This window comes from Sphingomonas rustica (assembly GCF_039652585.1).
Classification (GTDB): Bacteria; Pseudomonadota; Alphaproteobacteria; order Sphingomonadales; family Sphingomonadaceae; genus Sphingomonas; species Sphingomonas rustica.
Genome location: NZ_JBDIZK010000003.1, coordinates 31013 through 57226 on the forward strand (window position 1 = coordinate 31013; position 26214 = coordinate 57226).

Sequence of the window (26214 nt, forward strand, 5' to 3'; positions counted from 1 at the left end):
TCGGTGCTTTCCTTTCATGTTCGGGCTGACGACGCGGCGCTGAACTGGCGTCGAACGGCCACCGGATTTGCCCGCGGGTCGAGCCGTATCGATCCTTATCGCCACGCAGCCCTCGACGAGGTGATCGCAGTCGACGGGGATCGGCTGCTTGTCTGTGTGCGGGAGAAGAACGACGGTCGGACCGGGCCGGGAAGCAGACCGGCAGCGGCGGCGGCGCTTTCATCGATCGGTGCCGAGGGGTTCGATCGCCTTGTGGGACAGTGTCGCGACTGGCCCCTGCAATGGCATCTGTTGATCGTCGCGGGCACCAGCGTGCGGATCGAGGCCGGCCTGTGGGGTACGGCGCCGGTGTTCCTGGTAGCCGGGGCTGCCGATGGGGCAGCGGCGGCGCAGCTGGATGGCGACTGGGATGCCGATCGGCTGATGCCTGGCCTGAAGCGCGCCAGCCTGGATCATGGCCGCGCGGCGCTGTGGATCGCCGAGTATGACCTGCCCTATGCGCGGCAGACGCTGTTCGCCGGACTGACGCTGTTGACCGAGCGCGGAGTCGCGCAGTGGGCGCCGGTGCCGCAGGGTGGGCACCGCCTCGAGATCGCCTATCCCGAACCCTGGCCGCGACCGGTCGCGGGCACGCTGCGCGAAGGGGCCGACCCGATCGCGGCTTGGAAACGCATCCTGCGCACGTCGATGCGGCGCTGGACCCGGCAGGCGGGAGACACGCTGGGCGTCGAATTGAGCGGCGGACTCGACTCGGCGCTTGTGGCGGCGATGGCCGCACGCGATGCGGACCGGCCGCTGCCAAGCTATGGCCTTGCCGTCACCGGCGGCGCCGACGCCGTCGCCGACCAGCGGGCCCGACGCGTCGATCTGGTGGCGTCGCTGGGCTTGAGCGACATCGAGATACCGATGGCGGACTTTCTGCCGCTTGGCCCCGGCAGCAAGAGAGTCGACGGGACCGCGTCCGCACTCCCCTGGGACGAGGGTTATTACGAGGCGATGGATCGCCTGCTGGAATGTGCCTATGCGAATGGCACGCGCGTGATGCTGACCGGGTTCGGCGGCGACGAGCTGAGCATGTTGCGCGCGGTCGAGCGACAGGCGCTTGGGCTGGAGCCGATGGACGACGAGCCGTTGTCGCCGCCCGGTGGGCCCGCCTTCCTGACAGCCGCCGCCAGCGCAACACTTGCTGAGCCGGGTGACCTGCCGCCGCGCGCCGCGATGTCCGGATCATCGGTCGCGGTCGCCGCGCTCAGCGCCGCGCGATATCTGAGGCACGGCATCTGGCCAGTTCACCCGCTGTGCACGCCCGAACTGGTGCATTTCTGCGCGCGGCTGCCGGCCCCCCTGCGCGCCGGCCGCACCACCCAGCGGGCGCTGCTCACGCGCCTCGGCGTGTCCAGCGTCGTGACGGATCCGGCCTATGGCGACGACCTGTCGCCGGCGCTGGTCCGCAGCATGCGTTTCGCGGCGCGTCCGCTGCTCGATCGCCTGTTCGCCGCACCGCTTCTTGCCGAATTGGGGGTCGTCGACGGCGACTGCCTGCGCCGCGACTATGCCGAGTGGTGCGGCAGCGAGGCCAGCGAAGGGTCGGAGCGCTTTTACGCTACGGCGATCCTCGAACTCTGCCTGGCGCGAATGGTGTAGAACGCAGCAGGCAAAGCACGGATATCGTCGGGGAAAAGGAGGCAGATGGTCCGACACGCGTCGTCAGCGAACCGGCTTTCCCGCGCTACTTGCGTAACCGTGCCCGGCGGTCGTGCAGCCATCCTGAAGCTCCGCCCCCGCAAATACGGGGTGTACCAACAAGGAGCTCGACGATGCGTTTTCCCCGAACCCTGCCAACTGCTTTTGCCCTCGTTTTCGCGTGGTGCAGCAATGCCTATGCCGCCGATGGCCGAATCGTTTCCGATCCGTCGCAACCGGCCGAAAGGGCGCGGGTCGTCGTATCGGCCAATGACCTCGACCTCGCGAGAGAGCGCGACCAGCGCGTCCTGCGAACCAGGGTGCGACGCGCTGCCCGCGATGTCTGCCAGTTGAGCGGGGTTGGCGGCATCGCGGCGCGCTACGATCGATGCTACCAGGAGACGTTGCAGCGGGCCGAACCCCAGATCGCCTTGCTGATCGGGCAGTTCATGTCGGCCGCGAGCGCGGGCTCGGCGGGCGGCGGCGGCCCGGCCGACGGATTCAAGGCGCAGATGATCCCGAGCTATGACCGCGGCGTTTGCCACCGCTGCCCGGCGCCCTGACCCTGGCTCGGCGCCGACCGTTGCGACTCCTCCAGCCGCTGGAGCGGATGGGCGCCGGGTGAGAAGGCGTAGGGTGCTGGCAGGCCCATCAGCAGCATGTAGTTGGCGCAGCTGTGCTGGGCGAGCGCCTCCTGGAACCACTCGATGCCGAAGTGCGGATCGCCGAGATCGATGAAAATGCCCGGCAGCGCCGGGATCGGGCTGGGCACCGGAACATAGGGATCGTCCAGCACCTCAAGCAGCCCGGCCGTCGTCAACGCCCAGGTTTCGACGACCGGATCGAAATACTTCCATCCGTAAATGTCGGGGATCGAGGTGATGTCCCACCAGGCGCGGGGAACGACGTCCATCGGGTTGACGTAGATTTGGCGCAGCGGACAGGCGTCGATCAGGGTGTTTACGAAGCCCTGCGTCCCCGCGGTCGGGCCGGCGAAGGTGATTGGCGTGAGCCAGGCGGTCTTCGCCGGTGGAAGCTTTGCGGCCAGCCAGGGCGCGAGCATGCTGGCGATGCATCCGCCCAGGCTGTGTCCGGTGACGAGGATGATGGGTTCGTAGCCGTCCTGTTCGGGCAATGCCGAAAGATACTCCAACATGGTCTCGCCGTTCCAGCGGAGCGCGGTGACGGTCGTCAGCGCGTCCAGACTGCCGGTGGCGATCCAGGCGTTGGGGACGTCGAGCCACTGGCATTGCGGAACCGGCGTCGCATCCTCGTACAGGTCCTTCAACAGGCCGGTCGTATCGGGATCGGCGGTGCCGCGGCTGACCACCGCGACCAGGAAGGGCGAGGGCTGGACCGCATCGTCCGGGCTGCCGGCGAACAGGCCGGCGCCGTATAGGAGATTGCCCTTTTCAGGGTCGGTGACCGGTCCCCAGACGCAGCGCCAATAGCTGTCGGGAACGGCGGGGAAGACCATGTCCGGGTTCGCGACGTCGATCGCGATCTGGTCGATCGGCTCGTTATAGGCGAAATAGGACAGCTGGACCATGCTGGAGGCGATCGCGCTGATCTTGTCCGTGTCGGACGCAAGTTCCACCCGCGCCGTCTTCAGATCCTCGATCACTGCCTCGACCCGCGCGCTGACCGTCGTCATCCGCTCCCTCCCTTGACCGTCCGCAGCGACTCCGCGCGGTGCGAGACGCGAGCTTCGGACGGGGGCGGGGCCGCGGCAAATCAAATCCCGGCCGTTCTGAAGGGTATCGGCGCCGCGGCGGGCTTCAGTCCTCCAATGCGATCCGCACCGCCGCCGCGGCGTGGAGGGCGGTCGTGTCGAACAGCGGGACCGGGCTGTCGTCCGGTCCGATCAGCAGCATGATCTCGGTACAGCCGAGAATCACCGCCTGCGCGCCGCGATCGACCAGCCGGGCGATGATCGCGCGATAGGCCTCGCGCGAGGCAGGCTCGATGCGGCCGGCGACGAGCTCGTCATAGATGATGCGGTGGACGGTGGTGCGATCCTCCGCCTCCGGCACGATGACGTCGAGGCCGTGCTTCTCGGCCAGGCGCCCGCGATAAAAGTCGCGCTCCATGGTGAAGGCGGTGCCGAGCAGGCCGACCCGGCTAAGGCCGGCGGCGCGGATCGCCTTCGCGGTCGGATCGGCAATGTGGAGCAGGGGGACGGCAACGGCGGCCTGGATCGCGTCCGCCATCAGGTGCATCGTGTTGGTGCAGATCAGCAGCAGGTCCGCCCCGGCGCCCTCCAGCCGTCGGGCGGCGTCGGTCATGCGATCGGTCAGTGCCGGCCAATCGCCGTCATGCTGCAGCCGCTCGATCTCGGAAAAGTCGAATGACCAGAGCAGGCATTTCGCCGAGGCGGTCGGGCCGCGCCGGTCGCGCACGCCCTGGTTGAGGATACGATAATATTCGGCGGAGCTTTCCCAGCTCATGCCGCCGATCAGGCCGATGGTCTTCATGGCGCCGCACGATAGAGGCGGCCGGGGACGGCGCAATGCGCGGGCTCAAAGGAAAAGGGCCGCCCGCGAGGGACGGCCCTTTCCTGGTCCGGAAGCGGCGATCAGAACTTGAACGAGATCGCGCCGCGATAGGCCTGGCCCTTCACGTCGCTGCGTTCGATCGTGGTTTCGGCCGAGAGCGAGAGATCGACGGCACCGGTCGAGAAGGTGACGCCGCCGGTCAGCTCGGCCCAGTCCTTGTCCTGGCCATTGAGCGCGAACAGCACGTTGTCGCCGACGCCGCCGACGAAGTTCGCGCCGAACACGCCGGGGCGGTCGTTGAACTCATGGACATAGGTGCCGGTCAGGAACGGGCGGAAAGTGCCGGTGCCGGCCAGCGTCAGGCCGGCGCGACCCTGCAGGCTCTCGACCTTTTCGCGGTCGATCATCAGGGCGTTGGGACCGCCTTCCTCCAGACCGCGCGAAAAGCCGATATGGGTCCCGCGCGCCGACAGGCGCGGGGTGATCCGGGCGGCCCCCAGGTCGAAGTCCTTGCCCAGGCCGATGTCGCCGACGACGACGAGCGAGTTGTTCGATCCCGTCAGGCGGTAGCTGTTGCCGATGATGCTGACATTGCGAACGGTGTTGAGGTCCAGCAGGCCCGCGGTCAGCGTGGCGTCGAAAGTGACGCCCGAGGTGGTCTTCAGCTTGCCGTAGAGCGAACCCTGATAGAGGTTCGCCCGCGCGCTGTTGCCGACAAAGGCCGAGGTGCCGTCGAGGCGGGTATAGGAGAGCGCGAAGCCGATGACGCCGTGGTTGCCCACCAGCTTCTCGACACCCGCGGCGCCGTACCAGCCGTCATAGTCGTCACGCCCGTCGATGCCGCTCATCGGCGCGGAGTCGCCGTTGAGATAGCCGCCGGCGAAGAAGGCACTGACATCCTCGGGAAGCGCGTTTTCCTGAACCATCGGCGCCATCGAGGCGGAGGTGGCGACGCCGCCAAAGCCCATGCCGGAGATGCCCGCGACGCCGCGGGTCGAGGTCAGGTTCTCCGCGACCTGGCCGACCGCGCCGTAGCGGGCGACGGTGCCGCCCGACGAGGCGGGGTCGAGCGAGGTGATGCGGTCGCGCAGCAGGTTGGCGATGTTGGCCGCGCCGACGAGCGCCAGCGACTGGCCGGTGGTCTCCGCCGCCGGGGTCCAGCTGTTCAGCGAGGCGCGGATCTGGGCGGTGTCGCCGAGATCGAGCGGGCCGTAGATGCCGTCATAGCGCGACTGCTGGCCACGATTGCGGTCGAGCAGCGTGGCGAAGGCGACCTGGTTGCGGTTCGACGCATCGACGACATTGGCATAATTGCCCGCGACGATGCGCAGGGTGACCGCATTGGTGCCATAGGTCAGCGTCGGGGTCAGGATGGCGCTGAGCGCGCCCAGCGCATTGAACCGCCCGCTGACACCGCCCTGGGCGGTGACGATCGTGTAGCTGTCGCCGTTGCGGATCGCGCCGGGGCTCACGAAGTTGAGCGCCAGCGTACCGCCCAGATTGGCGAGGCCGGTGCCGGCCCCATTGGCCTGGACCGCGATCCGGTCCGACACGCCGTTGGCGCCGAGGTCGACCATGTAGCGGGTGCCCGAGGCAAGTACGACATTACCGCGGAAGGTGAGCGTGCCGGTGGTGCCCGCCGTACCCGGCGCGATGACGCCGGCCATGCTGGTGAAGAAGGGCACGGTGATCGTGCCGGTGCCGTTGAGGCCGCCGGTCATCATCAGATAGTCGCCGGGCGAGGTCAGCGTGCCGTTGACCTGCATCGTGCCCGTCGCCTGGGTGATGTCGATCAGGCTGGTCAGCGACCCGCCCGCCGCGATGTTCAGCCGCGCGCCGCCGCCGGCGATGGCGAAGCGATCGACCGTCACCGCACTGCCGAGCGTGGTGGTGCCGGTCGCCGCCAGCGTGACGTCGAAATAGCGGCCGATCACGCCCTGACCCGGGTTGGGATCGATGTTGTTCGGCACGAAGTTGGTCGCGCCCGGCAGGCCGTTGGCGATCGTCGCCGCGGGCAGGGCGTTGGCGGTCACGTCCGCCTGGGCGGTCGGCTGGGTCTGGACCAGACCGGCGGCCTGGGCCGTGGCGGTGCCGTTGCTCAGCGAGCCGGCGGCGACGGTGTCGCTGCCATTGGCGAGCGCACCGGCGGTCGGCTGGCCCGTGGTCGTGTCGGTGCCGATCGGACGGACCGCGACGGTCGCCTGGCCGGTGCCGTAATTATAGCATTCCGCCGTGCCGCCGGATTCGAAGCAGGCCTCGCCGAACTTGCCGCCTTCGACCGGCGCGATGCCGGTGCCGGGTGCGGTCGGCACGCCGTTCACCAGTTCGCCATTCGGCCCGATGATCTGATAGTTCGGGTCGACATTGGTGACCCAGTGATTGGCATCGGTCCAGTTGCCGTCGCCCGCCACGCTGGAAACGTAGCGATAGGGATTGTTCGCCGCGATCCAGTCCCAATAGAGATAGAGCGGCTGATAGAAGGACACGGTGCCATAGCCGTTGGCCGGGGCGCCGTTGAAGAAGCGGGTGTAGCCGCCCGACAGGACGCCGATCACCAACTGCTTGGCATAGGCGCTGTCGAGGATCAGCGGGCCGCCCGAATCGCCGCTGGCGGTGGTGCCTTCGCGCGGCGTGGGATTGTCGCGCCATGCGTTGAAGTCGCGCGGATCGGCGCCCGCAGTGCCGCGGCGGGGATCGTCGAAATCGATCCAGTACAGATCCTGCGGCAGCGCGCCGGTGCTGCTGCCGAACAGGAAGCCGGTGAAATCGTCGAGCGAGACGAGCGCGCCGAGCATGTTCTCGGCCAGGCGGCGGCGATAGTCGACGCCGTTGATCGAGCCCGTGTCGCCTGTGCCGTTGCGGCCATAGCCGGCCAGGTTGACGTGATAGCCGGTGCCGGCCGCGCCGCCACCCTGCGGCGGCAGTGCCGAGAACAGCATCGCCCAGGTCGGAATGTCCTTGGCCGGGGTGTCGAGCGTCGCGATCGCGACGTCGGCCTGGCGGAAGCCGCCCGACGCGCCCTCGACCGAATCCGGGTGCCAGGCCACGGCGCTGACATTGTACATGTAGCGTCCGGTGTTGGTCTGATACTCGGCACCGCCGGCGACCCCGTTCAGCCAGCCGCCGAACGCGCTGGAGCCCGCCTGGTTGTTGTTCTGGTTGAAGCCGAAGCCGATCGCGGTGCCCCCGGTATTGGCGCCATAGGCCTCCTGCGGACGGGTGTTCACGCAGTGCGCAGCGAAGATGACCGTGCGCGGGTTGATCAGCGTACCGGTGCACAGGCCGATCGTGCCGTCATTATTGTCGACGATCATCTGGCCGATGCCGGTGATGTTGTTCGGATCCTGCGCCGTGGTCGGGGTGCCCGGATAGCCGATCACGATCTGCGGCGTCGCCTCGGGCGCTTCGAACATCGAGCGATCGACGACGCCGGTATATTGTGCCTCGATCAGCGCATCATCAGCGCTGGGCCCGCCATTGATCGCCGACACATTCTGGGCGTGGGCGATGCCCGCCAGCGTCGACAGGCCGAAGGCTGCCGAGACGAGCAGAGACGCGCGTACGGCCCGCGAATTGCGAGAAATGAGCATGAACAATGTCCCCCTGATGCGGAACGTCATGATGACGAAACCAGGTCAGGGGGACAGGCTATTGCGCCCAAATGGGGATAACAAGCAGGATCGCGGCAGCTTCGGCGACGATTTATGTCAGGATGTTGCGCCGCGGCAACGCTACGCCGACTCACCGCAGGCGCGTGCCGACCAGCGTGCCCTTGGTGCCGGGATGGATCAGGTCGAATTCGAAATTCGGCCAGCGCTTCCGCCACTTGCGGGCGATGACCCGTTCGCCCGGGCGGGCGGCATCGTCGAGCATGATCGTGCCGCCGACCGAGATGCGATCGAACAGGCTGTCGGCGGCGCCGCGGACATAGGGGTGGATCGCCCAGGGCGGGCCATCGACGATCAGCAGGTCGATTTCGGCCGGGAGCGCCCCATGGTCGTACCACACGCCAGGCCAGCCATTGGGCGAGGGTCGGAAGGGCGTGGCGCGCAGATCGGCATCGACGCCATTGTCGCGTAGCCACTGGCGCGTGTCGCGGACGAAGCCGGCATGCTGGTCGCAGCTGATCTGGGTGCCGCCGCCGTTGAGCTGGAGCGCGCGGGCGACGACGAGGCTGGAGGCACCGGCGCCGAATTCGACGACGACGCCGGGACGGCGTGCCTCGATATGATCGACCAGCAGATTGAGAAAGCCGGTGTCCGCCTTCCAGCTGCCGAGATAGGGCAGGGCGTCGTGGGCCAGGCCGAGCCGCTGCGTCAGCCGCAGCTTTTCCTCGCGCGATCCGCCCGACAGGCTGCGCAGCAGCCACGGCCAGCCGATCGCACCATAGGCCATGACGTGGAGGATGTCGGAAACCGAGCGTCGCGCATCGGCCGGCCAGGCGCCGTCATCGGCAAGGGGAAGGAAGGAAGTCAGTTCACGCGACGTCATGGATGGTCTTTCCCCAGGCGCTGCGGCAGCGCGCAGACGCGGATACGATGATGCTGATGGGATTTGCGCGCGCGAAAGGCCGGCCTTCAGGCAGGCTGCCCCGGACGATCAACTTCATTACGCCGTCCCCTCGAACGCGTTGGCGTGCCTTCCCACGGGCACGGCGCAGTGATGACAGCCGGTTATGGCAAGGACAAGGCCGGTTCGCGGCGGATTGACACCGGACAGGCGCATTCCTATATTTCTGTCATGACAGAAATTACGGATCATACGAATATGCTCCCGACGGCGGTTCAGCAATTCGTGCTGCACTGGGGCGAGATGGGCGGGCAATGGGGCGTCAACCGCTCGGTCGCGCAGATTCATGCGCTTCTGTACCTGAGCGACCGGCCGCTGCACGCTGAGGAGATCAGCGATACGCTGCGGATCGCGCGGAGCAACACGTCCAACAGCCTGAAGGAACTGCTTGCGTGGAAACTGATCCGTCGCGCGCCGGTAATGGGCGACCGGCGCGACCATTATGAGGCTGAGGTGGATCTGTGGCAGATGCTGACGCGGATTGCCCAAGGCCGCAAGGCGCGCGAGATCGATCCCGCGGTCGCCGCGCTTCAGGTCTGTGCTGCGGAGGCGAAGCAGGATCCGCGCATTTCAGAGACTGCGCGCGGGCGGATCGATTCGATGCACGATTTCGTCCGGACGATGGACGACTGGTATCAGCAGATGATCGCGATCCCGCCCGGCCGGCTGGCCATGCTGGTGGCGATGGGCAAGCGGGTGCTGGCGTTTCTCCCCAAGGGCAAGATCGGGAAATAGGAGGCGGCGATGACGGCTCAGGCACTGGCATGGCGGGATGAACGGGTCCGGCGGCGCTGTGCCGGGTGGCGCCGCACCGAGGCCGCGGCGGAGCCGCAGGGGCCGTTCCGCCGGCTGCTGGGGGATGCCTGGCACGAGCTTCCCGCCGCCGTTCGGACTCGTTTCGCCCGGCATATCGGCGCCGGCGCCTGCGTCGCCTATGTCGGCGAAGTGGTCGAATGCCGGATGAGCCGGACCGGCTGGGTGCTGGCGCAGCTTGCCCGCCTGGTCGGCGGCCCGCTGCCGCTGACGCGCGACACCGGCGTTGCCGCCAGCGTCAGCGTGACCGGCGATGTCGAGGGGCGCGGGCAATATTGGACGCGGCAATATGGCCGGCGCAGCGGTTTTCCACAGGTTATCCACAGCGCCAAGCAGTTTGCCGGCCCGACCGGACTGGAGGAATATCTGGGGCTGGGGATGGGCATCGCGCTGCGCCTGAGAGTGGAGGGCGGCGCGCTGCTGTTCGAGAGCGACCATTATTTCCTGCGCGCGGGCGTAGTGCGGGTGCGCATTCCCGACTGGACGATCGGGCGGCTGACGATCGGCCATGTCGATCTGGGCGGCGGCCGGTTTGCCTTCACCCTCGACCTCGATCACCCGCTGATGGGACGGATGGTGCGGCAGGTCGCGGTGTTCGCGGACGCGGTTGCGGAGACGGCACATGACTGAAACCCACCCGATCATCCTGTTCGATGCGCAATGCGTGTTGTGCTCAGCCCATGCCCGGTTCGTGCTGGCGAACGACCGGAGCGGGCGTTTCCGGCTGGCGTCGATGCAGGGCGAGGCGGGCGCGGCGCTGTACCGGCGGTTCGGGATCGACCCGGCGGATCCGGACACGATGCTCGTGGTCGAGGGCGACCGGGTCTTTCGCGACAGCGACGCGGTCCTGGCGGTGTGGCGCGGACTGGGATGGCCGTGGCGCGCGGCGGGGGTGATGACCCTCGTGCCGCGCGGGCTTCGCGATCCGGTCTATCGCTGGGTGGCGCGCAATCGCTATCGGCTGTTCGGGCGGAGCGAGCAGTGCTGGATGCCGACGGCCGAACAGCGGGAGCGGCTGTTGTGAACCTGATCCCGGCAGCCCACGCCGCAGAAGCACGCATGACCGGGGTCAGCGTCGCTGCTGAGCTATCGGCGCGATGAGCCGCGTTCTGGTCATCGGCGGCTATGGCGGGTTCGGGGCGCGGTTGAGCCGGCGGCTATTGGCCGCGGGGCATGAGGTGCTGGTGGCCGGGCGGAGCATGGAGAAGGCGGCGGCCTTTTGCGTCGGGATCGATCGCGCCGAGCCGGTGGTGGCGGACCGCGCCCAAGGGATCGGCATGGTGCTGGCACGGCAACGGCCCGATCTGGTGATCGACGCCGCCGGACCGTTCCAGACCGGCGGGCTGACCGTGCCCGAAGCGTGCATCGCGATGCGCATCCCTTATCTCGACCTGGCCGATGGTCGCGACTTCGTTGCAGGGATCGGCGCGCTCGACCGGGATGCTCGGGCTGGCGGAATCGCGGTGATCGCGGGGGCGTCGAGCGTGCCGGCGCTGTCGGGCGCGGTCGTGCGAGAATTGGCCCGGGGGATGGAACGGGTCGAGCGGGTGGAGATGGCGATCAGCGCGTCGAACCGCGCCAGCGCCGGGGTGTCGGTGGCGGTAGCGATCCTGTCCTATGTCGGACTCCCGGTAAGGCTGTGGCGCGGCGGACGCTGGACGAGCGGGTGTGGCTGGCACGAGATGCGGCGCGAGGATTTCAGGCTGGCGGACGGGAGCGGATTGGGGCCGCGGCTGGTCGCGCTTGCGGACGTGCCCGACCCGGCGCTGGTGCCCGAGCGGCTGCCGGGGCGCCCGTCGGTCGTGTTTCGCGCAGGGACCGAACTCGGCTTCCAGATGGTGGCGCTGTGGCTGTTGGGCTGGGCGGTGCGCTGGGGCTGGGTCCCGTCGCTTTTACGCTGGGAGCGGTGGCTGATGCCGCTCTACCGGATTACGCTGGGGCTGGGCAGCGATTGTTCGGCGATGCGCGTGACCGTCGAGGGCGACGGGGTCGAACGGCGCTGGACGCTGGTTGCGAGCGACGGCGATGGTCCGGAAATCCCGGTGCTGGCCGCACAATTGCTGGCCGAGGACATGCTTGCCGGAAAGGTCGCCCCGGGTGCGCGGGATGCCTGGGACGCGCTGACGCTGGACCGGTTCCAGCCGCTGTTCGCCGCGCTGTCGATCCGTCACGAGGCGGTCGAGCGTCCGGCGCCTTCCCCGCTGTACATCCGGCTGATGGGCTGGCGCTTCGCTGAGTTGCCGCAGACGCTGCAGGCGATGCATTCGGTGCAGGCGGATCAGGGGTCAGCGGGCGAGGGGCGGGTCGAGCGCGGCCGCGGCCGCATCGCGCGGCTGATCGGCGCGATCATGCGGATGCCGCCCGCGGGTGCGTATCCGGTCCATGTCCATTTCGACGTACGCGACGGGCGCGAAACCTGGACGCGGGATTTCGGCGGGCATCGCTTTCGCAGCGAATTGAGCGACTGGGGCGGGGTGCTGGCCGAGCGGTTCGGGCCGCTTCGCTTCGGTTTCGCACTGCCGTCGGATGCCGCGGGATTGCGGATGGAATTCGTCCGCTGGAGCGTCTTTGGCATCCGCCTGCCGCGCTGGCTCGGTCCGCGCATCGATGCGCGCGAATCGCAGCAGGAGGGCCGGTTCCGGTTCGAGGTCGAGGTGCGGGTTCCGCTGATCGGAATGATCGTCCGCTATACCGGGTGGCTGATCCCGACGACCGGCTAGCGCAGCCAGCGCGCCATTGCGGGGAAGGCAGGGCGCGCCAGCGATGCCGCCTGATGCGTTTCGGCGGTCATGCCGTAATATTGCAGCATGGGGACGCCGATGCCGCCGCCGCTGCGATAGGAGTTGAGATAGGTCGCGCCGCCACCCTTGTAGCCGCCGTCGTGGAAAACGATTGCGGGGTCGATGCCGATCTCGATTGCCGCGGCATAGGACCAGGCCATCGCCGCCATCTCTTCGGAGGGGTCGCCATCGACCTCGGGGCGGGATTGGCGATGCGCGGGGTCCGTCACCGCGATATGCCCGGCCTCGTGCAGCAGGTCGCCCGGCCAGGGCAGGCGATCGGGATCGAAGATCAGCGCGCCGTGCCGCACCGTCGCGCCGGGAAGCAGCGTATCGTCCGCCACCGGCTCGGCGATCACCGCAATGCCGATGCGTTCGAGAAAGGGCACGATGCGGGCGACGATCGGATCGTTGAAGCTCATTACGCGATGCTAGGGCCGGCCGGCGGGTCGGGGCAACGAAAAAGGGCGGCCCGTTGCCGGACCGCCCCTTTGATCGCATCGCGAAGTGCTTAGCGCTTCGAGAACTGGAAGCTACGGCGAGCCTTTGCCTTACCGTACTTCTTGCGCTCGACCGCGCGGCTGTCGCGGGTCAGGAAGCCCGCTGCCTTCACCGGCGCGCGCAGCTTCGGCTCGTACTTGGTCAGCGCCTGGCTGATGCCGTGCTTGACCGCGCCGGCCTGGCCCGAAAGGCCGCCGCCCTTGACGGTGCAGATCACGTCATACTGACCGTCGCGCTCGGTGATGCCGAACACCTGGTTGATGACGAGACGCAGCGTCGGACGTGCGAAATAGACTTCCTGATCGCGACCGTTGATCGTGATCTTGCCGGTGCCGGGCTTCAGCCAGACGCGAGCGACGGCGTCCTTGCGGCGGCCGGTCGCATAGGCGCGGCCATAGGCGTCGAGCTCCTGCTGACGCAGCGGCATCGTGCTTTCGACGGGCGCGGCCGGTGCGTTCAGATACTCGTCGGCGCTGGTCGGCGCGTCGGCAGTAGCGCCACCGGCAATCGCACCGAGATCGGAGAGGGACTGGCGGTTATCGGACATTATGCGCCCACCTTGTTCTTGCGGCTCATGCCGGCGATGTCGAGGACCTCGGGGTTCTGCGCTTCGTGCGGATGCTCCGCACCCGCATAGATACGCAGGTTGCGCATCTGCTGACGGCCCAGCGGGCCGCGCGGGATCATGCGCTCGACAGCCTTTTCGAGGACGCGCTCCGGGAAGCGGCCTTCGAGGACCTTGGCGGCGGTGATGCCCTTGATGCCGCCGGCATAGCCGGTGTGCTTGTAATAGACCTTCTGGCCCAGCTTCTTGCCGGTGAAGCGCACCTTGTCGGCGTTGATGACGATGACATTGTCACCGCAATCGACGTGCGGGGTGAAGCTGGTCTTGTGCTTGCCGCGCAGCACATTCGCGATCACGACGGCAGCGCGACCGACGACCAGATTCTGGGCGTCGACGATATGCCACTTCTTCTCCACCTCGGCCGGCTTCACCGACTTGGTGGTCTTCATCAGCGCCTTCATGGGGCCGGGGACCTTTCGATTTGAAACGCAATCGCGCCACCCTCTCGGGCAGCGCGGTTGATGGGCATCTGACTCACAGGGGGCAGAAAGTCAAGCAAATGCGCGGGTTTCTTGGCGGGTATCAGAATACCATGAGGCTTTTGCCGTCCCGTTCGGGCGGAGAAACCGTCACGGCGCGAGCGTTTCGCGGTCGATCCAGGTCCAGACGTTTGCGCAAGCGGATACGGGCCAGGCTTCGATCACCGGCAGGTCGTAGCTGTGCAGTTCGGCGATGCGGTCGCGCAGGCGCGCGGCGAGCAGGGTGGTCGTCTTGAACAGGGCGGGCACTTCCTCGCCATGCTCGACCTCGCCCTCCCAGCGATAGATGGAGGTGCAGGGCGCCAGGATGTTGACGCAGGCGGCAAGTCTCTCCGTGGTCACGCTCCGCGCGATCCGTTCCGCCTCGTCGCGGTCGGCAAAGGTCGACCACAGCAGCGCGATATCGCTCACCGGATGCGCCCGGCGGAATGCGCGCCCCGGATGGTCGCGACCACCAGCAGCGCGCCAACCAACTGATGGAGTGCGGCGAGCACGATGTTCATCCCGCTCATGACGGTGGCGATGCCGAGCAGGATCTGAAGTCCGAACGCGCTGTGGATCGCGATCGACGCGCGGCGATCGATCGCGCGCACCTTGCGTGACAGCATCACCAGCGCGGCGACGGCGACCCATGCCCACCAGCGGTGGATGAAATGGACGATCGCCGGATCGTTGAAGATCGCGAAGCCGACGCTCTCCCCGGCGGTCGTCAGGCCAGGGAAGAAGCGGCCGTTCATCAGCGGCCATTCGTCGGTGACGAGCCCGGCGTTGAGACCGGCCACCAGCGCGCCGAACAGCAGCTGGACGAACAGGATCGCCGTCGTGGCGACGCCGATGGCGGTCAGCCGGGCGGGGCGGGCCGCCGCGCTGCGGGCGAGCCCGCGCAGGTCGAGCGCGACCCAGACCAGCGCGGCGAGGATCGCCAGCGCCATCAGCAGATGGGTTGCCAGCCGGATATGGCTGACATCGGTGCGCTCGCTGAGGCCCGAGGTGACCATCCACCAGCCGACCACGCCCTGCATCCCGCCGGCGACGAGCAGCGCGACCAGCTTCCAGCCATAGCCGCGCGGAATCGCTTTCTTCACCGCGAACCACAGCAGCGGCAGCGCGAAGGCGACGCCGATCAGCCGACCGAGCAGGCGGTGGGTATATTCCCAGAAGAAGATCGCCTTGAACCCGGCCAGGGTCATGCCCTGGTTGAGCTGCTGATATTCCGGGATGCGCTTGTAATTGTCGAATTCGGCCTGCCACTGGGCATCGGTCAGCGGCGGGATGGTGCCGCTGATCGGCTTCCACTCGGTGATCGACAGTCCCGATTCGGTGAGGCGGGTGATGCCGCCGACCACGACCATAAGCACGATCAGCGCGGCGACCGCGTACAACCAGTTGGCGATGGCGCGGGGACGCGCGCTGGCGGGCAGGGGAGTCGCCTGAAGCATGGCCAGCGATCTACTCCGCCGGGGGGCGGAAAGCTATGTGTGAAAGGGGCTTGCTACCGTCGGGCGGTTGCCGGCGAGATCACCTGTCCCGATTAAACATCGTCACCCCGGTCGCAGTGCCGGGGTCCACCCTCCCTCCGTCCCACCCTCAGGGAGGAGGGCTACGCTTGCCCGGACGAACGGTCGATCCGAGCCCCTAACCTCCGGGATGTGCCTCCCGGTGGATCCCGGCACTACGGCCGGGATGACGGGGCGGCGGCGGAAGGGCGCTCCTCCGATCAGGCGCGCGCTTCGCCTTCGACTGTGGTCTCGTTCCAGCGCAGCGCCTTGAGCACCGTGTCGACGATCTGCTCGGCGTTCAGGCCGGCCTCGTCATATTGCTTCTGCGGTGCGTCCTGGTCCTGGAAGATGTCAGGCAGGCGCATCGTGCGCAGCTTCAGGCCGGCATCGGTGAGGCCCTGGTCGCTGGCCATGGTCAGGACATGTGCGCCCATGCCGCCGACCGCGCCTTCCTCGACCGTGACCGCAACCTCGTGGCTGGTCAGCAGGCGGCGGATCAGGTCCTCGTCGAGCGGCTTAGCAAAGCGGAGGTCGGCGACGGTGGTCGACAGACCCTTTGCCTCGAGCGCGTCTGCTGCCTTGAGCGCCTCGGCCAGGCGGGTGCCGAGCGATAGGATCGCGACCTTCTTGCCCTCGCGCACGATGCGGCCCTTGCCGATCTCGAGCTGCCGCGGAACCGCGGGCAGTTCGACACCGGTGCCGTTGCCGCGCGGATAGCGGACCGCGATCGGGCCATCGTCGTAGAGCGCCGCAGTGTGCGTCATATGGACCAGTTCGGCCTCGTCCGCCGCCGCCATGATCACGAAATTGGGCAGGGTGGCGAGATAGGTGACGTCGAAGCTGCCGGCATGGGTGGCGCCATCGGCACCGACCAGCCCGGCGCGGTCGATCGCGAAACGAACCGGCAGGTTCTGGATCGCGACGTCATGGACCACCTGGTCATAGGCGCGCTGGAGGAAGGTCGAATAGATGGCGCAGAAGGGGCGCATGCCCTGCGCGGCCAGGCCGGCGGCGAAGGTCACCGCATGCTGTTCGGCAATGCCGACGTCGAAGGTGCGGTCGGGATAGACCTTACCGAAACGGTCGAGCCCGGTGCCCGAGGGCATGGCGGCGGTGATCGCGCAAATCCGCGGATCCTTTTCCGCATCCTTGATCAGCTGGTCGGCGAAGACATTCTGATAGGCGGGCGGTCCCGGCGGGGCCTTGGCCTGGGCGCCGGTGATGACGTCGAACTTCTGGACGCCGTGATATTTGTCCGCCGCGGCCTCGGCCGGGGCATAGCCCTTGCCTTTCTTGGTTACGACATGGACCAGGACCGGGCCTTCCTTCGCATCGCGGACATTCTCCAGCACCGGGATCAGATGCTCGAGATTATGGCCGTCGATCGGGCCGACATAATAGAAGCCCAGTTCCTCGAACAACGTGCCGCCGGTCGCCATGCCGCGCGCGAATTCCTCTGCCTTGCCCGCTGCGGCGGTCAGGCGGGGCGAGAGCTTGCGGGTCACGCGCTTGGCCAGGCTGCGCAGGCCGAGATATTCGGACGAGGAGATCAGTCGCGCGAGATAGGCGGACAGGCCGCCGACCGGCGGTGCGATCGACATGTCGTTGTCGTTGAGGATCACGACCAGCCGGTTGCCCGCGGCGGCGGCGTTGTTCATCGCCTCATAGGCCATGCCGGCCGACATCGATCCGTCGCCGATCACCGCAATGCCGCGGCCGGGCTTGCCCGACAGCTTGTTGGCGATGGCGAACCCCAGCGCTGCCGAGATCGAGGTCGAGCTGTGCGCCGCCCCGAACGGGTCATACTCGCTCTCGCTGCGCTTGGTGAAGCCCGACAGGCCGCCGCCCTGGCGCAGCGTGCGGATGCGATCGCGCCGACCCGTCAGGATCTTGTGCGGATAGCATTGGTGACCCACGTCCCAGACCAGACGATCCTCGGGCGTGTTGAAGACATAGTGAATCGCGGTGGTCAGTTCGACCACGCCCAGACCCGAACCCAGATGGCCCCCGGTGTGGCCGACCGCCGAAATCGTCTCGGCGCGCAGTTCATCTGCGAGCTGTCGCAGGTCGGCAGGCTTCAGCTTGCGGAGATCGTGCGGCGTCTTGACCGTATCGAGCAGGGGCGTTCGAGGAAATTCTGACATCGGCAGGTGATAGACCAGCCTTTGATCCAAGTCGATTATTGTGATTCAGCAGCCGTGATGCAGATTTGGTGCAGCCGCCAGGCTCGCCTGCCGTAGCGTCAGTCGCAGTCGGCGCACTTGCCGCGGACCTCGATCACCGGGCGAACCGGCGAGAATCCGGTGTTCTTCGCCGCCGAGCGAACGGTCTTGGTGATCGCGTCGTCATCGATATGGGTGGTCTGGCCGCAGCTGTCGCACACCAGGAAGATGCAATCGTGCAGGCAGTCGGGATGCGCGTTGGCGACATAGGCGTTGGCGCTTTCCACCCGCCGCACCAGATTCGCGCCGACGAACAGGTCGAGGATACGATAGACGCTGTTGGCGGCGACGCGCCGGCCCTCCGCCTTCGATACCGCCTCGGCGATGTCATAGGCGGATGCCGGCTTGTCGAATCCGGCCAGCGCCTCGAACACGCGTTCGCGCATGCTGGTCCATTGCTCGCCGGACTTTTCCAGCGTGGTCTGGGCTGCGCGCGTCAGGTCATTGCCCGCGTGCTCGTGATGATCGTGGATGGCCATGACATCAATTTAGGCGCGCGGGGACGCCCCCGCAAGCGGATCAGTAGGTGGCGCGGCGGTTGAGGTCGTGGCCGAGCGCGACGAAGGAAATGCCGACCAGCGTCCACAGGATCTCGTCCCCGCCATGCGGCATGCTGAGCGCGCCCGCCATGACGCCGATGCCAAAGGCGCCGACCGCTGCCGGCATCATATAGCCATGGGTGACGATCCCGCGACCCAGCGCGATGATGCCGAACAGGATCGCGAGGACCAGCCCGACCTCGTGGATCGCCGGGTGCAACAGCGAACCCGCGGCCGAAAACAGTGCAAACAGGATCGTCGTGCCGACGCAGTGCGCAAGACACAGGCCGCTGAGCCCGATCGCGATACGATCGAGTCGACCGTCCAGTCCGCTCCAGACGCGTGACAGGGGGAGAGTCGTCGCCATGAATCGCGATATAGACCGGCCGGCATGAAGTTACAACATAACATCGCAGCCGAAATGACGCGATGCCGATACGCGATCAGCCGAGCCAGCCGTGTCGTGCGGCCCAGGCCATGAACAGCTCAGGCCAGGCGGCGACCGGCTTGCCCGCCGCGAGTCGGAGGCCGAAGCCATGGCCGCCCTCCTCGAACAGGTGCATGTCGGTCGGGACGCCTGCCGCGCGAAGCGCCGCGCGCATCCTGAGGGTGAAGTCGACCGGCAGGGTCGCATCATCCTCGGCGTGGCAGAGGAAGCAGGGCGGGGTGTCGGCGGTGACCTGGGCATCCAGCATCTGCCAGTCGGTGCCGCTGCTGGCATAGACGCCGGAGGTCGCGACGCCCTTCGCCAGGAACGGGTCCATGGCGATCGCCGGGTAGAGCGGCGCCGCGACCAGCGGTCTGGCGTCGAGCGAATCGGCAGCATCGACCGGCGTGTAGGTCTTGACCGCATGCCGGGTGGCAAGGTCGCCGCACAGATGGCCGCCGGCGGAATAGCCGAGCGCGGCGACGCGTTTCGGGTCGATCTTCCAGTCGGCTGCGCGGTGGCGGATCAGCCGCATCGCCCGCTGCGCATCCGCGAGCGCGACGTTGCGCGGATCGGCCCAGCCCTGATCGGGCAGGCGGTAGAAACAGACAAAGGCGGTGACCCCGCGCGCGGCCAGCCAGGCGGCGAGCTCATAGCCTTCCTTGTCGATCACCACCCGGTGATAGGCGCCGCCCGGGGTGATGAGCAGCGCTGCGCCATTGGGATTGGCGGCCGGGAAGACGTCGAGGCGTGGCGTGCGGACCTTGACCATCGCCCGGTCGCGGATCGCGGGATCCTTGCTCCGTTCCAGCACCTCGTCGCGCAGCGACGGGTTGGTGAGCCCGGGCGCCTCGCCGGGCCAGAGCTTCACGCTGAATGCGGGCTCGGGAAAGGGGGCATGGGCGGGCGCGCCCGCGTTGGCGGGGTGCGGGAGGAGTGGCGCGGTGAGCGCGGCTCCGAGCAGCGTGCGTCGGTCGACCGGTGTCATCTTGGCATCCTGCGTCGCCGGGGGCGTCAGGGCAATGGGGCGGAACAGGGCGGGGGTGCGACGAAACCCGCAGCTGAGAGGACCGGAAGGGGGTGGGCTGGCGTTATCGCAGCCCGGTGCCCATCTGTGCGGCATCGTTTCCATGATGACCGTCGCAGGAGGACGAGCATGAAGATCCTGATGGTGCTGACCAGCCACGACCAGCTGGGCGATACCGGCAAGAAGACCGGCTTCTGGCTGGAGGAATTTGCCGCGCCCTATTACACCTTTCTCGACGCCGGCGCCGAGATCGTCGTCGCCTCGCCCGAGGGCGGGCAGCCGCCGCTCGATCCCAAGAGCGATGCGCCCGATGCCCAGACCGAGATGACCGAGCGGTTCAAGGCGGATGCCGACGCGCAGGCAGTGCTGGCCAACACGGTCCGGCTCGATTCGGTGCGGCAGGAGGATTTCGACACGGTCTTCTATCCCGGCGGCCACGGCCCGCTCTGGGACCTCGCCGAAAGCCCCATATCGATCGCGCTGCTGGAAAGCTTCGACCGCGCCGGCAAGCCGATCGGGCTGGTATGCCACGCCCCGGGCGTGCTGCGCCACGTCAAGGCGGCCAATGGCGACCCCTATGTGAAAGGCCGCACGGTCACCGGCTTCACCAATAGCGAGGAGGCGGCGGTCCAGCTGACCGACGTGGTCCCGTTCCTGATCGAGGACGAGTTCACCGCCCAGGGCGCGGATTACCGCAAGGGGCCCGATTGGGGCGAATTCGTGGTGACCGACGGAAAGCTGGTCACCGGTCAGAATCCGGGCAGCAGCGAGGCCGCGGCGCGCACGCTGATGACGAAGCTGGCCTGACCCGGCGACGGTGGGCCGGATGCTGCTCTAGGGTACAGCATCCGGCCTGCCCCCGAGGGGCAACTTGTGCGGGCTCAGCCCGAACCGAGATAGTGCGACTGGGCCGCCTCGGTCGCGCTGACCGCGAGCAAGGTGCGGGCCTCCGATGCCGAACGCGGGCGGGCGCCGCCGCGATCCGACGAGGCATCGAGTACGCGGTCGAGCAGCACCTGGCCTTCCTCCCACCAGCCGATTCCGCTGGCGGCGTTCAAATGACCCTGCGGTCCGGCATCGACGAAATGGCTTCCCCAGTCACGCGACAGCGCGCGGGCGCGGTCGATCGAGATCCAGGGATCGTCGGTGCTGGCCACCAGAATGGAGGGGAAGGGGAGCGCCTTGCGCGGGGTCGGGCGAAAGGCGGCGAGCTCGGGCGCGTCGCTGCGCTCGACATCGGCCGGGGCGACCAGCAGCGCGCCGACGACCGGATAGCCGAAGGGCTGGTTGGTCAGTTCGGCCCACCAGGCGACCGCGAGACAGCCCAGCGAATGCGCCGCAAGCACCACCGGCGCCTGGGCATTGCGGATCGCCTGGTCGAGCTTGGTCACCCAGGCATTGCGATGCGGCGTGTTCCACATGCCGAGTTCCACCCGGCTGGTATCGGGACGCGATTGCTCCCACAGGGTCTGCCAGTGCGACGGGCCCGAACCACCCAGGCCCGGAACCGTGAGGATCAGCGGCGAACCGCTTTCGATCGGGGTAAAGATGGACATATCCGTTCTCCGTGTGGAGGGGCTTGGCCGGTAGGATTGAAGTAATTCCCACTCGATCGATAGGCAATAGGCCTGCGACGAAATGCAGAGCCGGTGCGCCGGACCGATGCGCCTGTCCTTCGTTCAATGCGAACCCTTGTTTTTCAACTCCTTGCCGACCCATTCGCCTCCCTCGAACCGATAGTCGTACAACTGCCAGGGCGAGCCCGAAGCCACCGCTTCCTTGCGAAATGCCACCATCATCCGGTCGCCGTCGCTGCGGATGGTGATCGCGCCATACACATTGACCAGGCGGCGGAACCGTTCGTTGAAGAAGTCGGTCAGTCGCTGCCGCGCGACCTTGCGCTCGGCCGGGGTTGCGGCGTCGCGTTCGGCATCGAGCAGTTCGGCCTGCTTCGCGACTTCGGCGGCGCTCAGCTTGCGGCTTTCGGGGGTGGACCGCAGGATCTCGGTACACAGGATCAGCGGCCGGGCGCCGCGCCCCTTCTTGCCGAGCAGCCCGAGGATCTCGGGCCGGGGATGGACATGGCTTTCCTCGTCGCCCGAGGAGACGACGAAGGCGAAGGGGTGGACCGCATCGAGAAACTCGTCGGTCACGTCCGCCGATCCGTGATGACAGCATTTGAGCAGGTCGGCGCCCAGCCGTCCGCGTGCCTGCTGGACGGCATCGCCCAGCGGCGCGCCGGGGGCGATGCCGCCATAGTGGCGCAGCAGCCGATCCTCCGCCGGGCGATTGAGATCGCCGCCGAAGATCACGCGCAGATTGCCGTGCTGGAGCTTCAGGATGACTGAATGGCCGTTCTTTGTCTTGCCGACATCATAGCCGCCATCGCCGGGCGCCGCGCCGAAGGTCGGAAGCGCGGGGGCGCCGCCCGGGCCCGCCTCCGGCACTGGTCCGAGTATCTCGATCGATGCGTCGGTGGCGCCGGGGGCGAAGCCGGGCAGATAGGTGCGGCCGTCGGCGCCCATATCTCCCATCCCGATCGCGGCCATGTGGACATCGGCGAAGCGGGCCGGTGACTGGAGTGCGGTCCAGAGCAGCTTGGGATAGCGTTTCGAGCCGCGCGTCGCCGGATCGGACAGGAAGGTTTCCAGCCCGGCGCGATCCGGGAACAGCTGTATGCAATAGCCGGACTGGCGCGGACCCAGCACATCGTCGCGCGCGGTCGAGACCCGTTCGACCAGGCCGTTGTGATAGACGGTGTCGAAGCGAATCCGGGAATCGTCGAACAGCGGCTGGAAACCCTGATAATGATCGCTGTCGGGATGGGTGATCACCGCTGCGGCAAAGTCGGCGCTCGCGCCGGTGTAGCGGAACTTCCACTTCAGGAAGCGGTGCATGTTGGTACCTTCACCGGCATCGACGATGATCGTGCGCTGGCGGTTGCCATCGGGCACGCTGACGATGCAGCCATCGCCCTGGCCGACGTCGAGGAAGATCATCTCCAGCAGCGCCTCGTCCTGGCACCTAGCCCGCTCGATCCGGTAGTGCTGGACGCCGACGCGGTTGGTACGCGCGTCGAAGCTCTTCCAGTTGACGATGTAATGCGCGGCGCTGGCGGGATCGGGATCGACGTCGAGCCAGTCGCCCCAGATGAGATATTTCGCCTTGAGCCCCGATGCCGGATCGGCCGGCGAAATCTTGCTGCTGAAGTCCTTGAAATAGACGCGCATGCTGTGCCCCCGTGACAGTCAATGATCGGCGCGACCCGGGGTGTGGGCGGATGATAGCATCACATCGTTGCAGATACGAGGCTTCAGCTACGAGACTTCAGCTACGAGATGGGGGTCGATGATTGCGCCGTGCGCCCGATCCGCTACAGCGCGGCGATGGCCAAGCAGCGCGCAGACCAGATGCTCGTCGATCGCGGGCTTGTCGAAAGCCGGACCCGGGCGCAGGCACTGATCATGGCCGGGCTGGTGTTCGCCGGCGACCGCAAGGTCGAGAAGGCGGGCCAGACGCTGGCCGAGGATGTCGCGATCGAGGTGCGCGGGCGGGACCATCCCTGGGTCTCGCGCGGCGGGATCAAGCTGGCGCACGCGCTGGACCATTTCGGCTGGGACGTGAGCGGCGCGGTGGCGATCGATGTCGGCTCGTCGACCGGCGGCTTTACCGACGTCCTGCTGACCAGGGGCGCGGCGAAGGTCTATGCCGTCGATTCGGGCACCAACCAGCTCGCCTGGAAATTGCGCCAGGACCCGCGGGTGATCGTCCACGAACAGACCAGCGCGCGTATCCTTACGCAGGCGCATGTCCCCGACCCGATCGACCTGGTGGTGTGCGACGCGAGCTTCATCGGTCTGGCCAAGGTGCTCGACGTGCCGCTGGGTTTCACCCGGCCGGGCGCCCGGTTGATGGCGCTGATCAAGCCGCAGTTCGAGGCGGGGCGCGAGGAAGTCGGTAAGGGCGGGGTGGTGCGCGACCCTGAGGTTCATGCCCGCGTCTGTCGCGAAGTCTCCGACTGGGTCACGTCGAAGGGCTGGCGGGTCGAGGGGGTGGTCGAGAGCCCGATCACCGGGCCCGAGGGCAATGTCGAATATCTGATCGCCGCGCACCGGGACGCGGACTAGCCGACGGCGGCGCGTGCGGCATGCGGCATGCCGCATCGGGACGTCGGATTGGCCTTTGCCGAACGCCGATCGTCTATATTAGGGGAGCGCACGGCGGGGGCCGTCACGTACAGGGTTGTGAGCGGGGAGTGGGACATGGGCGAGATCGCATCCAGGGGGCAATTGCGCCTGGCCTATTTGCGATGGGCGATGGTGACGGTGCCGCTGATCCTGCTGCTTGGGTTCGTCTCCGCCCGGCTCTATCCCGCCGGGGCACAGAACAGCTGGTATGCGGCGCTGACCAAGCCGGCCGCGACGCCGCCAGATCTGGTCTTTCCGATTGCCTGGGCGACGATCTACATCCTGGCCGGCCTCGCGGTGGCGATGATCCTGAACGCGCGCAGTGCGCCGCGGCGCGTCCCGGCGCTGACCCTCTTCGTGGTCCAGATGCTCGTCAATCTCGCCTGGTCGCCGCTGTTCTTCGGGCTGCATCAGGTCGGGGCGGCGTTCATCCTGCTGTGCGTGCTGGCAGTGCTGGTGGTCGGCTGCATTGCCCTGTTCGCGCGCATCCGCGTCGGCGCGGCATTGTTGATGCTGCCCTATCTGGCATGGCTCTGCTATGCGGGCTTCGTCCTCTACCAGATCGACCGGCTCAATCCGAATGCACAGGCACTTGTGCCATCGGGCGCGAGTGACCAGATCATCATCAACTGAATTCAACCGATTGGGATCATCATGCAGACCGACAACCGCCTTTTCGACGATTTCGTCAAGTTCGTGAACGGCGCCGCCGGCACCGTCGCCGGCATGGCGCGCGAGGGCAGCGAGGCAGCGCGCGAGCGCACCCGCGAATGGCTGGGCGGGCTCGACTTCGTCAGCCGCGAGGAGTTCGAGGCGACCAAGGCGATGGCCGCCGCCGCCCGTGACGAAGCCGAAATCCTCAAGGCCCGCATCACCGCGCTCGAGGCGCAGCTGGCCGGCAACACCCCTGCAACGCCGAAGGCCGCCGATTGAGTTTGCACCGATTGTCCACAGTTTTTCGACAGGGTTCCGCACGCTGCGCTTGTGCCGCCAAGGGGCGGCCGGTTAATCCCCTCCCTGCGTTTCGGGGGTGGAGGTTGTGATGCTCGACGAGGCCGAGTTCGACCGGGAAGACGCCGCGCCGATCGATATGCTCGAGAATTACTATGCCGCGCATGGCTGGAGCCATGAGCGGGAGGACGACGAGATCGTCGCCAAGGTCAAGGGCAGCTGGACCGAGTATGAGCTGCGCGCGATCTGGCGCGAGGATGACGGCGTGCTCCAGTTCCTTGCCTTCCCGGACATCCGGGTGGCGGAAGAGCGCCGCGCCGCGGTCTATGAGACGATGGGGCTGGTCAACGAGCAGCTCTGGATCGGCCATTTCGAATTATGGTCGGCCAGCGGCATCCTGTTGTACCGCCATGCCGCGGTGCTGGACGGCGACGAGCCGAGCCTGTCGCTGTCGCGTGCCGAATTGCTGGTCGAAAGTGCGATCGACGAGTGCGAGCGCTTCTATCCGGTGTTCCAGTTCGTCCTGTGGGGCGGCAAGAGCCCGGCCGAGGCCATCGCGTCATCGCTGATCGATACCCAGGGCGAGGCGTGAGCCGGCCCGCGGGCACCGGCATCTGGCTGGTCGGATGCGGCAATATGGGCGGCGCGATGCTGCGCGGCTGGATCGCCAGCGGCGTGCCCGCGGGGTCGATCACCGTCATCGACCCGCAGCTGCCGGCGGCGCCTGACGGCGTCGCGGTGGCCGCGGCCATCCCCGATGGTGCGCCCGACATCCTCGTGCTTGCGGTCAAGCCACAGCTCCTCGAGCCGGTCGCGCGCCAGTTCGCCGATGCGGGCGTGTCCGTCCGCCTGCTGATCTCGGTGCTTGCCGGCGTCGAGGAAGCGGTACTTGCGGACGCATTCGATGCCGGGCGCGTCGTGCGGGCGATGCCCAATCTGCCGGGCAGCATCGGGCAGGGCGTCGTCGCGATGCATGCGGCCGATGCCGATCCTGCGGCGCGTTCCGAGATCGAGGCGCTGATGCGCCCGCTCGGCCTGGCCGAATGGATCGAGGACGAGGGTCTGTTCCACGCGGTCACCGCGCTGTCCGGCTCCGGGCCAGGCTTCGTCTATCGCTTCATCGAGGCGCTGGCCGGGGCAGGGGAGGCGCTGGGCCTGCCGGCCGATCAGGCGCAGCGTTTCGCCATCGCGACGGTCGAGGGATCGGCGGCGCTTGCCCATAGCAGCGGCGAGGCGCCGGGCGTGCTGGCCGATCGCGTCGCCAGCCCGGGCGGAACGACCCGCGCCGGCCTCGATGTGCTCGACGATGGCGACGCGATGAAGCGGCTCGTCCACGACACGCTGTCGGCCGCAGCACGGCGCAGCGCCGAACTCTCCGAAATCGCACGCAAATAACGCGGAACGCGAAGCGCGCGGG

The 26214-nt window shown here is 67.6% G+C and carries 27 protein-coding genes; 12 read left to right on the forward strand and 15 right to left on the reverse strand.

From position 1 onward, the window contains the following. The first annotated feature begins 3 nt into the window (after nucleotides 1-3). Together TPR58_RS05765 and TPR58_RS05770 are read left to right on the forward strand one after the other, a co-directional pair. Nucleotides 4-1644: an asparagine synthase-related protein gene (locus TPR58_RS05765; protein ID WP_346245675.1), complete on the forward strand. Its 1641-nt coding sequence runs from the start codon at nucleotides 4-6 to the stop codon at nucleotides 1642-1644. A 173-nt stretch (nucleotides 1645-1817) separates the two neighbouring features. Continuing rightward, nucleotides 1818-2246, forward strand: a complete 429-nt coding sequence (locus TPR58_RS05770) for a UrcA family protein (RefSeq protein ID WP_346245676.1) — start codon at nucleotides 1818-1820, stop codon at nucleotides 2244-2246. On the opposite strand, the gene TPR58_RS05775 is transcribed toward TPR58_RS05770, so the two are convergent. The 4 genes from TPR58_RS05775 to TPR58_RS05790 all read right to left on the reverse strand — a co-directional run bounded on the left by TPR58_RS05775 (nucleotide 2207) and on the right by TPR58_RS05790 (nucleotide 8669). Then, complete coding sequence (locus TPR58_RS05775; protein ID WP_346245677.1) at nucleotides 2207-3337, reverse strand: lipase family protein; 1131 nt, start codon at nucleotides 3335-3337, stop codon at nucleotides 2207-2209. The genes TPR58_RS05770 and TPR58_RS05775 overlap by 40 nt on opposite strands. A 124-nt stretch (nucleotides 3338-3461) precedes the next feature. Then, complete coding sequence (locus tag TPR58_RS05780; protein WP_346245678.1) at nucleotides 3462-4157, reverse strand: aspartate/glutamate racemase family protein; 696 nt, start codon at nucleotides 4155-4157, stop codon at nucleotides 3462-3464. A 101-nt stretch (nucleotides 4158-4258) separates the two neighbouring features. Further along, nucleotides 4259-7768: an autotransporter domain-containing protein gene (locus TPR58_RS05785; protein ID WP_346245679.1), complete on the reverse strand. Its 3510-nt coding sequence runs from the start codon at nucleotides 7766-7768 to the stop codon at nucleotides 4259-4261. Nucleotides 7769-7919: 151 nt separating this feature from the next. After that, the gene (locus TPR58_RS05790) at nucleotides 7920-8669 is read right to left on the reverse strand and encodes a class I SAM-dependent methyltransferase (protein ID WP_346245680.1); all 750 of its coding nucleotides are present in this window, start codon (nucleotides 8667-8669) and stop codon (nucleotides 7920-7922) included. Nucleotides 8670-8945: 276 nt separating this feature from the next. Between TPR58_RS05790 and TPR58_RS05795 the strand changes: the two genes are divergently transcribed. The 4 genes from TPR58_RS05795 (at nucleotide 8946) to TPR58_RS05810 (ending at nucleotide 12280) form a co-directional block, all read left to right on the forward strand. After that, nucleotides 8946-9482 carry a GbsR/MarR family transcriptional regulator gene (locus TPR58_RS05795; RefSeq protein ID WP_346245681.1) on the forward strand — a complete coding sequence of 179 codons (537 nt, stop codon included), beginning with the start codon at nucleotides 8946-8948 and terminating at the stop codon, nucleotides 9480-9482. 9 nt (nucleotides 9483-9491) lie between these two features. Next, nucleotides 9492-10190, forward strand: a complete 699-nt coding sequence (locus TPR58_RS05800) for a DUF4166 domain-containing protein (RefSeq protein ID WP_346245682.1) — start codon at nucleotides 9492-9494, stop codon at nucleotides 10188-10190. Beyond that, nucleotides 10183-10584: a thiol-disulfide oxidoreductase DCC family protein gene (locus TPR58_RS05805; protein ID WP_346245683.1), complete on the forward strand. Its 402-nt coding sequence runs from the start codon at nucleotides 10183-10185 to the stop codon at nucleotides 10582-10584. Before TPR58_RS05800 ends, TPR58_RS05805 begins: the two co-directional genes overlap by 8 nt. A gap of 73 nt (nucleotides 10585-10657) precedes the next feature. Continuing rightward, nucleotides 10658-12280, forward strand: coding sequence for a saccharopine dehydrogenase family protein (locus TPR58_RS05810; protein WP_346245684.1), 1623 nt, complete (start codon nucleotides 10658-10660; stop codon nucleotides 12278-12280). On the opposite strand, the gene TPR58_RS05815 is transcribed toward TPR58_RS05810, so the two are convergent. The 9 genes from TPR58_RS05815 to TPR58_RS05855 all read right to left on the reverse strand — a co-directional run bounded on the left by TPR58_RS05815 (nucleotide 12277) and on the right by TPR58_RS05855 (nucleotide 19620). Beyond that, complete coding sequence (locus TPR58_RS05815) at nucleotides 12277-12762, reverse strand: hypothetical protein (protein ID WP_346245685.1); 486 nt, start codon at nucleotides 12760-12762, stop codon at nucleotides 12277-12279. The two genes, TPR58_RS05810 and TPR58_RS05815, sit on opposite strands and share 4 nt — an antisense overlap. Before the next feature lie 89 nt (nucleotides 12763-12851). Next, nucleotides 12852-13388: a 30S ribosomal protein S9 gene (gene rpsI, locus TPR58_RS05820; RefSeq protein ID WP_346245686.1), complete on the reverse strand. Its 537-nt coding sequence runs from the start codon at nucleotides 13386-13388 to the stop codon at nucleotides 12852-12854. Beyond that, nucleotides 13388-13867: a 50S ribosomal protein L13 gene (gene rplM, locus TPR58_RS05825; protein ID WP_110153515.1), complete on the reverse strand. Its 480-nt coding sequence runs from the start codon at nucleotides 13865-13867 to the stop codon at nucleotides 13388-13390. The genes rpsI and rplM overlap by 1 nt, the downstream gene beginning before the upstream one ends. A gap of 168 nt (nucleotides 13868-14035) precedes the next feature. After that, a complete protein-coding gene (gene cutA, locus TPR58_RS05830) occupies nucleotides 14036-14356 on the reverse strand; it encodes a divalent-cation tolerance protein CutA (RefSeq protein WP_346245687.1) in 321 nt (106 codons plus the stop codon). Next, on the reverse strand, nucleotides 14353-15384 hold the full coding sequence (locus TPR58_RS05835; RefSeq protein ID WP_346245688.1) for a COX15/CtaA family protein: 1032 nt from the start codon (nucleotides 15382-15384) through the stop codon (nucleotides 14353-14355). Before TPR58_RS05835 ends, cutA begins: the two co-directional genes overlap by 4 nt. 278 nt (nucleotides 15385-15662) lie before the next feature. Continuing rightward, nucleotides 15663-17588, reverse strand: coding sequence for a 1-deoxy-D-xylulose-5-phosphate synthase (gene dxs, locus TPR58_RS05840; RefSeq protein ID WP_346245689.1), 1926 nt, complete (start codon nucleotides 17586-17588; stop codon nucleotides 15663-15665). Between the two features lie 98 nt (nucleotides 17589-17686). Continuing rightward, on the reverse strand, nucleotides 17687-18145 hold the full coding sequence (locus tag TPR58_RS05845; protein ID WP_346245690.1) for a Fur family transcriptional regulator: 459 nt from the start codon (nucleotides 18143-18145) through the stop codon (nucleotides 17687-17689). Nucleotides 18146-18185: 40 nt separating this feature from the next. Then, nucleotides 18186-18572 (reverse strand): MerC domain-containing protein, encoded by a 387-nt coding sequence (locus TPR58_RS05850; protein ID WP_346245691.1) that lies wholly within the window; start codon nucleotides 18570-18572, stop codon nucleotides 18186-18188. Nucleotides 18573-18648: 76 nt separating this feature from the next. Continuing rightward, on the reverse strand, nucleotides 18649-19620 hold the full coding sequence (locus TPR58_RS05855) for an alpha/beta hydrolase (protein ID WP_346245692.1): 972 nt from the start codon (nucleotides 19618-19620) through the stop codon (nucleotides 18649-18651). Nucleotides 19621-19788: 168 nt separating this feature from the next. Here TPR58_RS05855 and TPR58_RS05860 point away from each other — a divergent pair, with 168 nt between their 5' ends. Next, a complete protein-coding gene (locus TPR58_RS05860; protein WP_346245693.1) occupies nucleotides 19789-20466 on the forward strand; it encodes a type 1 glutamine amidotransferase domain-containing protein in 678 nt (225 codons plus the stop codon). A 74-nt stretch (nucleotides 20467-20540) separates the two neighbouring features. On the opposite strand, the gene TPR58_RS05865 is transcribed toward TPR58_RS05860, so the two are convergent. Together TPR58_RS05865 and TPR58_RS05870 are read right to left on the reverse strand one after the other, a co-directional pair. Continuing rightward, nucleotides 20541-21215 carry an RBBP9/YdeN family alpha/beta hydrolase gene (locus tag TPR58_RS05865; RefSeq protein ID WP_346245694.1) on the reverse strand — a complete coding sequence of 225 codons (675 nt, stop codon included), beginning with the start codon at nucleotides 21213-21215 and terminating at the stop codon, nucleotides 20541-20543. 123 nt (nucleotides 21216-21338) lie between these two features. Beyond that, complete coding sequence (locus tag TPR58_RS05870; protein WP_346245695.1) at nucleotides 21339-22889, reverse strand: ComEC/Rec2 family competence protein; 1551 nt, start codon at nucleotides 22887-22889, stop codon at nucleotides 21339-21341. 156 nt (nucleotides 22890-23045) lie between these two features. On the opposite strand from TPR58_RS05870, the gene TPR58_RS05875 reads away from it, so the two are divergent. The 5 genes from TPR58_RS05875 (at nucleotide 23046) to proC (ending at nucleotide 26192) form a co-directional block, all read left to right on the forward strand. Then, nucleotides 23046-23786 carry a TlyA family RNA methyltransferase gene (locus tag TPR58_RS05875; RefSeq protein WP_346246041.1) on the forward strand — a complete coding sequence of 247 codons (741 nt, stop codon included), beginning with the start codon at nucleotides 23046-23048 and terminating at the stop codon, nucleotides 23784-23786. Between the two features lie 135 nt (nucleotides 23787-23921). Continuing rightward, the gene (locus tag TPR58_RS05880) at nucleotides 23922-24479 is read left to right on the forward strand and encodes a TspO/MBR family protein (protein ID WP_346245696.1); all 558 of its coding nucleotides are present in this window, start codon (nucleotides 23922-23924) and stop codon (nucleotides 24477-24479) included. A gap of 21 nt (nucleotides 24480-24500) precedes the next feature. Further along, nucleotides 24501-24779 carry an accessory factor UbiK family protein gene (locus tag TPR58_RS05885; RefSeq protein WP_346245697.1) on the forward strand — a complete coding sequence of 93 codons (279 nt, stop codon included), beginning with the start codon at nucleotides 24501-24503 and terminating at the stop codon, nucleotides 24777-24779. A gap of 106 nt (nucleotides 24780-24885) precedes the next feature. After that, the gene (locus tag TPR58_RS05890; protein WP_428835695.1) at nucleotides 24886-25389 is read left to right on the forward strand and encodes a type III secretion system chaperone family protein; all 504 of its coding nucleotides are present in this window, start codon (nucleotides 24886-24888) and stop codon (nucleotides 25387-25389) included. After that, the gene (gene proC, locus TPR58_RS05895) at nucleotides 25386-26192 is read left to right on the forward strand and encodes a pyrroline-5-carboxylate reductase (RefSeq protein ID WP_346245699.1); all 807 of its coding nucleotides are present in this window, start codon (nucleotides 25386-25388) and stop codon (nucleotides 26190-26192) included. The genes TPR58_RS05890 and proC overlap by 4 nt, the downstream gene beginning before the upstream one ends. Nucleotides 26193-26214: the final 22 nt, after the last annotated feature.

What these genes read in the sequence shown, in the direction of transcription:
- TPR58_RS05815 (WP_346245685.1), bottom strand. Translation starts at nt 12,762, where the DNA reads ATGAGCTTCAACGATCCGATCGTCGCCCGCATCGTGCCCTTTCTCGAA.
- rplM (WP_110153515.1), bottom strand. Translation starts at nt 13,867, where the DNA reads ATGAAGGCGCTGATGAAGACCACCAAGTCGGTGAAGCCGGCCGAGGTG.
- TPR58_RS05790 (WP_346245680.1), bottom strand. Translation starts at nt 8,669, where the DNA reads ATGACGTCGCGTGAACTGACTTCCTTCCTTCCCCTTGCCGATGACGGC.
- TPR58_RS05865 (WP_346245694.1), bottom strand. Translation starts at nt 21,215, where the DNA reads ATGTCCATCTTTACCCCGATCGAAAGCGGTTCGCCGCTGATCCTCACG.
- TPR58_RS05805 (WP_346245683.1), top strand. Translation starts at nt 10,183, where the DNA reads ATGACTGAAACCCACCCGATCATCCTGTTCGATGCGCAATGCGTGTTG.
- TPR58_RS05875 (WP_346246041.1), top strand. Translation starts at nt 23,046, where the DNA reads ATGGCCAAGCAGCGCGCAGACCAGATGCTCGTCGATCGCGGGCTTGTC.
- TPR58_RS05855 (WP_346245692.1), bottom strand. Translation starts at nt 19,620, where the DNA reads ATGACACCGGTCGACCGACGCACGCTGCTCGGAGCCGCGCTCACCGCG.
- dxs (WP_346245689.1), bottom strand. Translation starts at nt 17,588, where the DNA reads ATGTCAGAATTTCCTCGAACGCCCCTGCTCGATACGGTCAAGACGCCG.
- TPR58_RS05770 (WP_346245676.1), top strand. Translation starts at nt 1,818, where the DNA reads ATGCGTTTTCCCCGAACCCTGCCAACTGCTTTTGCCCTCGTTTTCGCG.
- TPR58_RS05835 (WP_346245688.1), bottom strand. Translation starts at nt 15,384, where the DNA reads ATGCTTCAGGCGACTCCCCTGCCCGCCAGCGCGCGTCCCCGCGCCATC.
- TPR58_RS05880 (WP_346245696.1), top strand. Translation starts at nt 23,922, where the DNA reads ATGGGCGAGATCGCATCCAGGGGGCAATTGCGCCTGGCCTATTTGCGA.
- TPR58_RS05870 (WP_346245695.1), bottom strand. Translation starts at nt 22,889, where the DNA reads ATGCGCGTCTATTTCAAGGACTTCAGCAGCAAGATTTCGCCGGCCGAT.
- TPR58_RS05885 (WP_346245697.1), top strand. Translation starts at nt 24,501, where the DNA reads ATGCAGACCGACAACCGCCTTTTCGACGATTTCGTCAAGTTCGTGAAC.
- TPR58_RS05810 (WP_346245684.1), top strand. Translation starts at nt 10,658, where the DNA reads ATGAGCCGCGTTCTGGTCATCGGCGGCTATGGCGGGTTCGGGGCGCGG.
- TPR58_RS05845 (WP_346245690.1), bottom strand. Translation starts at nt 18,145, where the DNA reads ATGGCCATCCACGATCATCACGAGCACGCGGGCAATGACCTGACGCGC.
- TPR58_RS05775 (WP_346245677.1), bottom strand. Translation starts at nt 3,337, where the DNA reads ATGACGACGGTCAGCGCGCGGGTCGAGGCAGTGATCGAGGATCTGAAG.
- TPR58_RS05860 (WP_346245693.1), top strand. Translation starts at nt 19,789, where the DNA reads ATGAAGATCCTGATGGTGCTGACCAGCCACGACCAGCTGGGCGATACC.
- TPR58_RS05780 (WP_346245678.1), bottom strand. Translation starts at nt 4,157, where the DNA reads ATGAAGACCATCGGCCTGATCGGCGGCATGAGCTGGGAAAGCTCCGCC.
- TPR58_RS05785 (WP_346245679.1), bottom strand. Translation starts at nt 7,768, where the DNA reads ATGCTCATTTCTCGCAATTCGCGGGCCGTACGCGCGTCTCTGCTCGTC.
- TPR58_RS05850 (WP_346245691.1), bottom strand. Translation starts at nt 18,572, where the DNA reads ATGGCGACGACTCTCCCCCTGTCACGCGTCTGGAGCGGACTGGACGGT.
- TPR58_RS05800 (WP_346245682.1), top strand. Translation starts at nt 9,492, where the DNA reads ATGACGGCTCAGGCACTGGCATGGCGGGATGAACGGGTCCGGCGGCGC.
- TPR58_RS05795 (WP_346245681.1), top strand. Translation starts at nt 8,946, where the DNA reads ATGCTCCCGACGGCGGTTCAGCAATTCGTGCTGCACTGGGGCGAGATG.
- rpsI (WP_346245686.1), bottom strand. Translation starts at nt 13,388, where the DNA reads ATGTCCGATAACCGCCAGTCCCTCTCCGATCTCGGTGCGATTGCCGGT.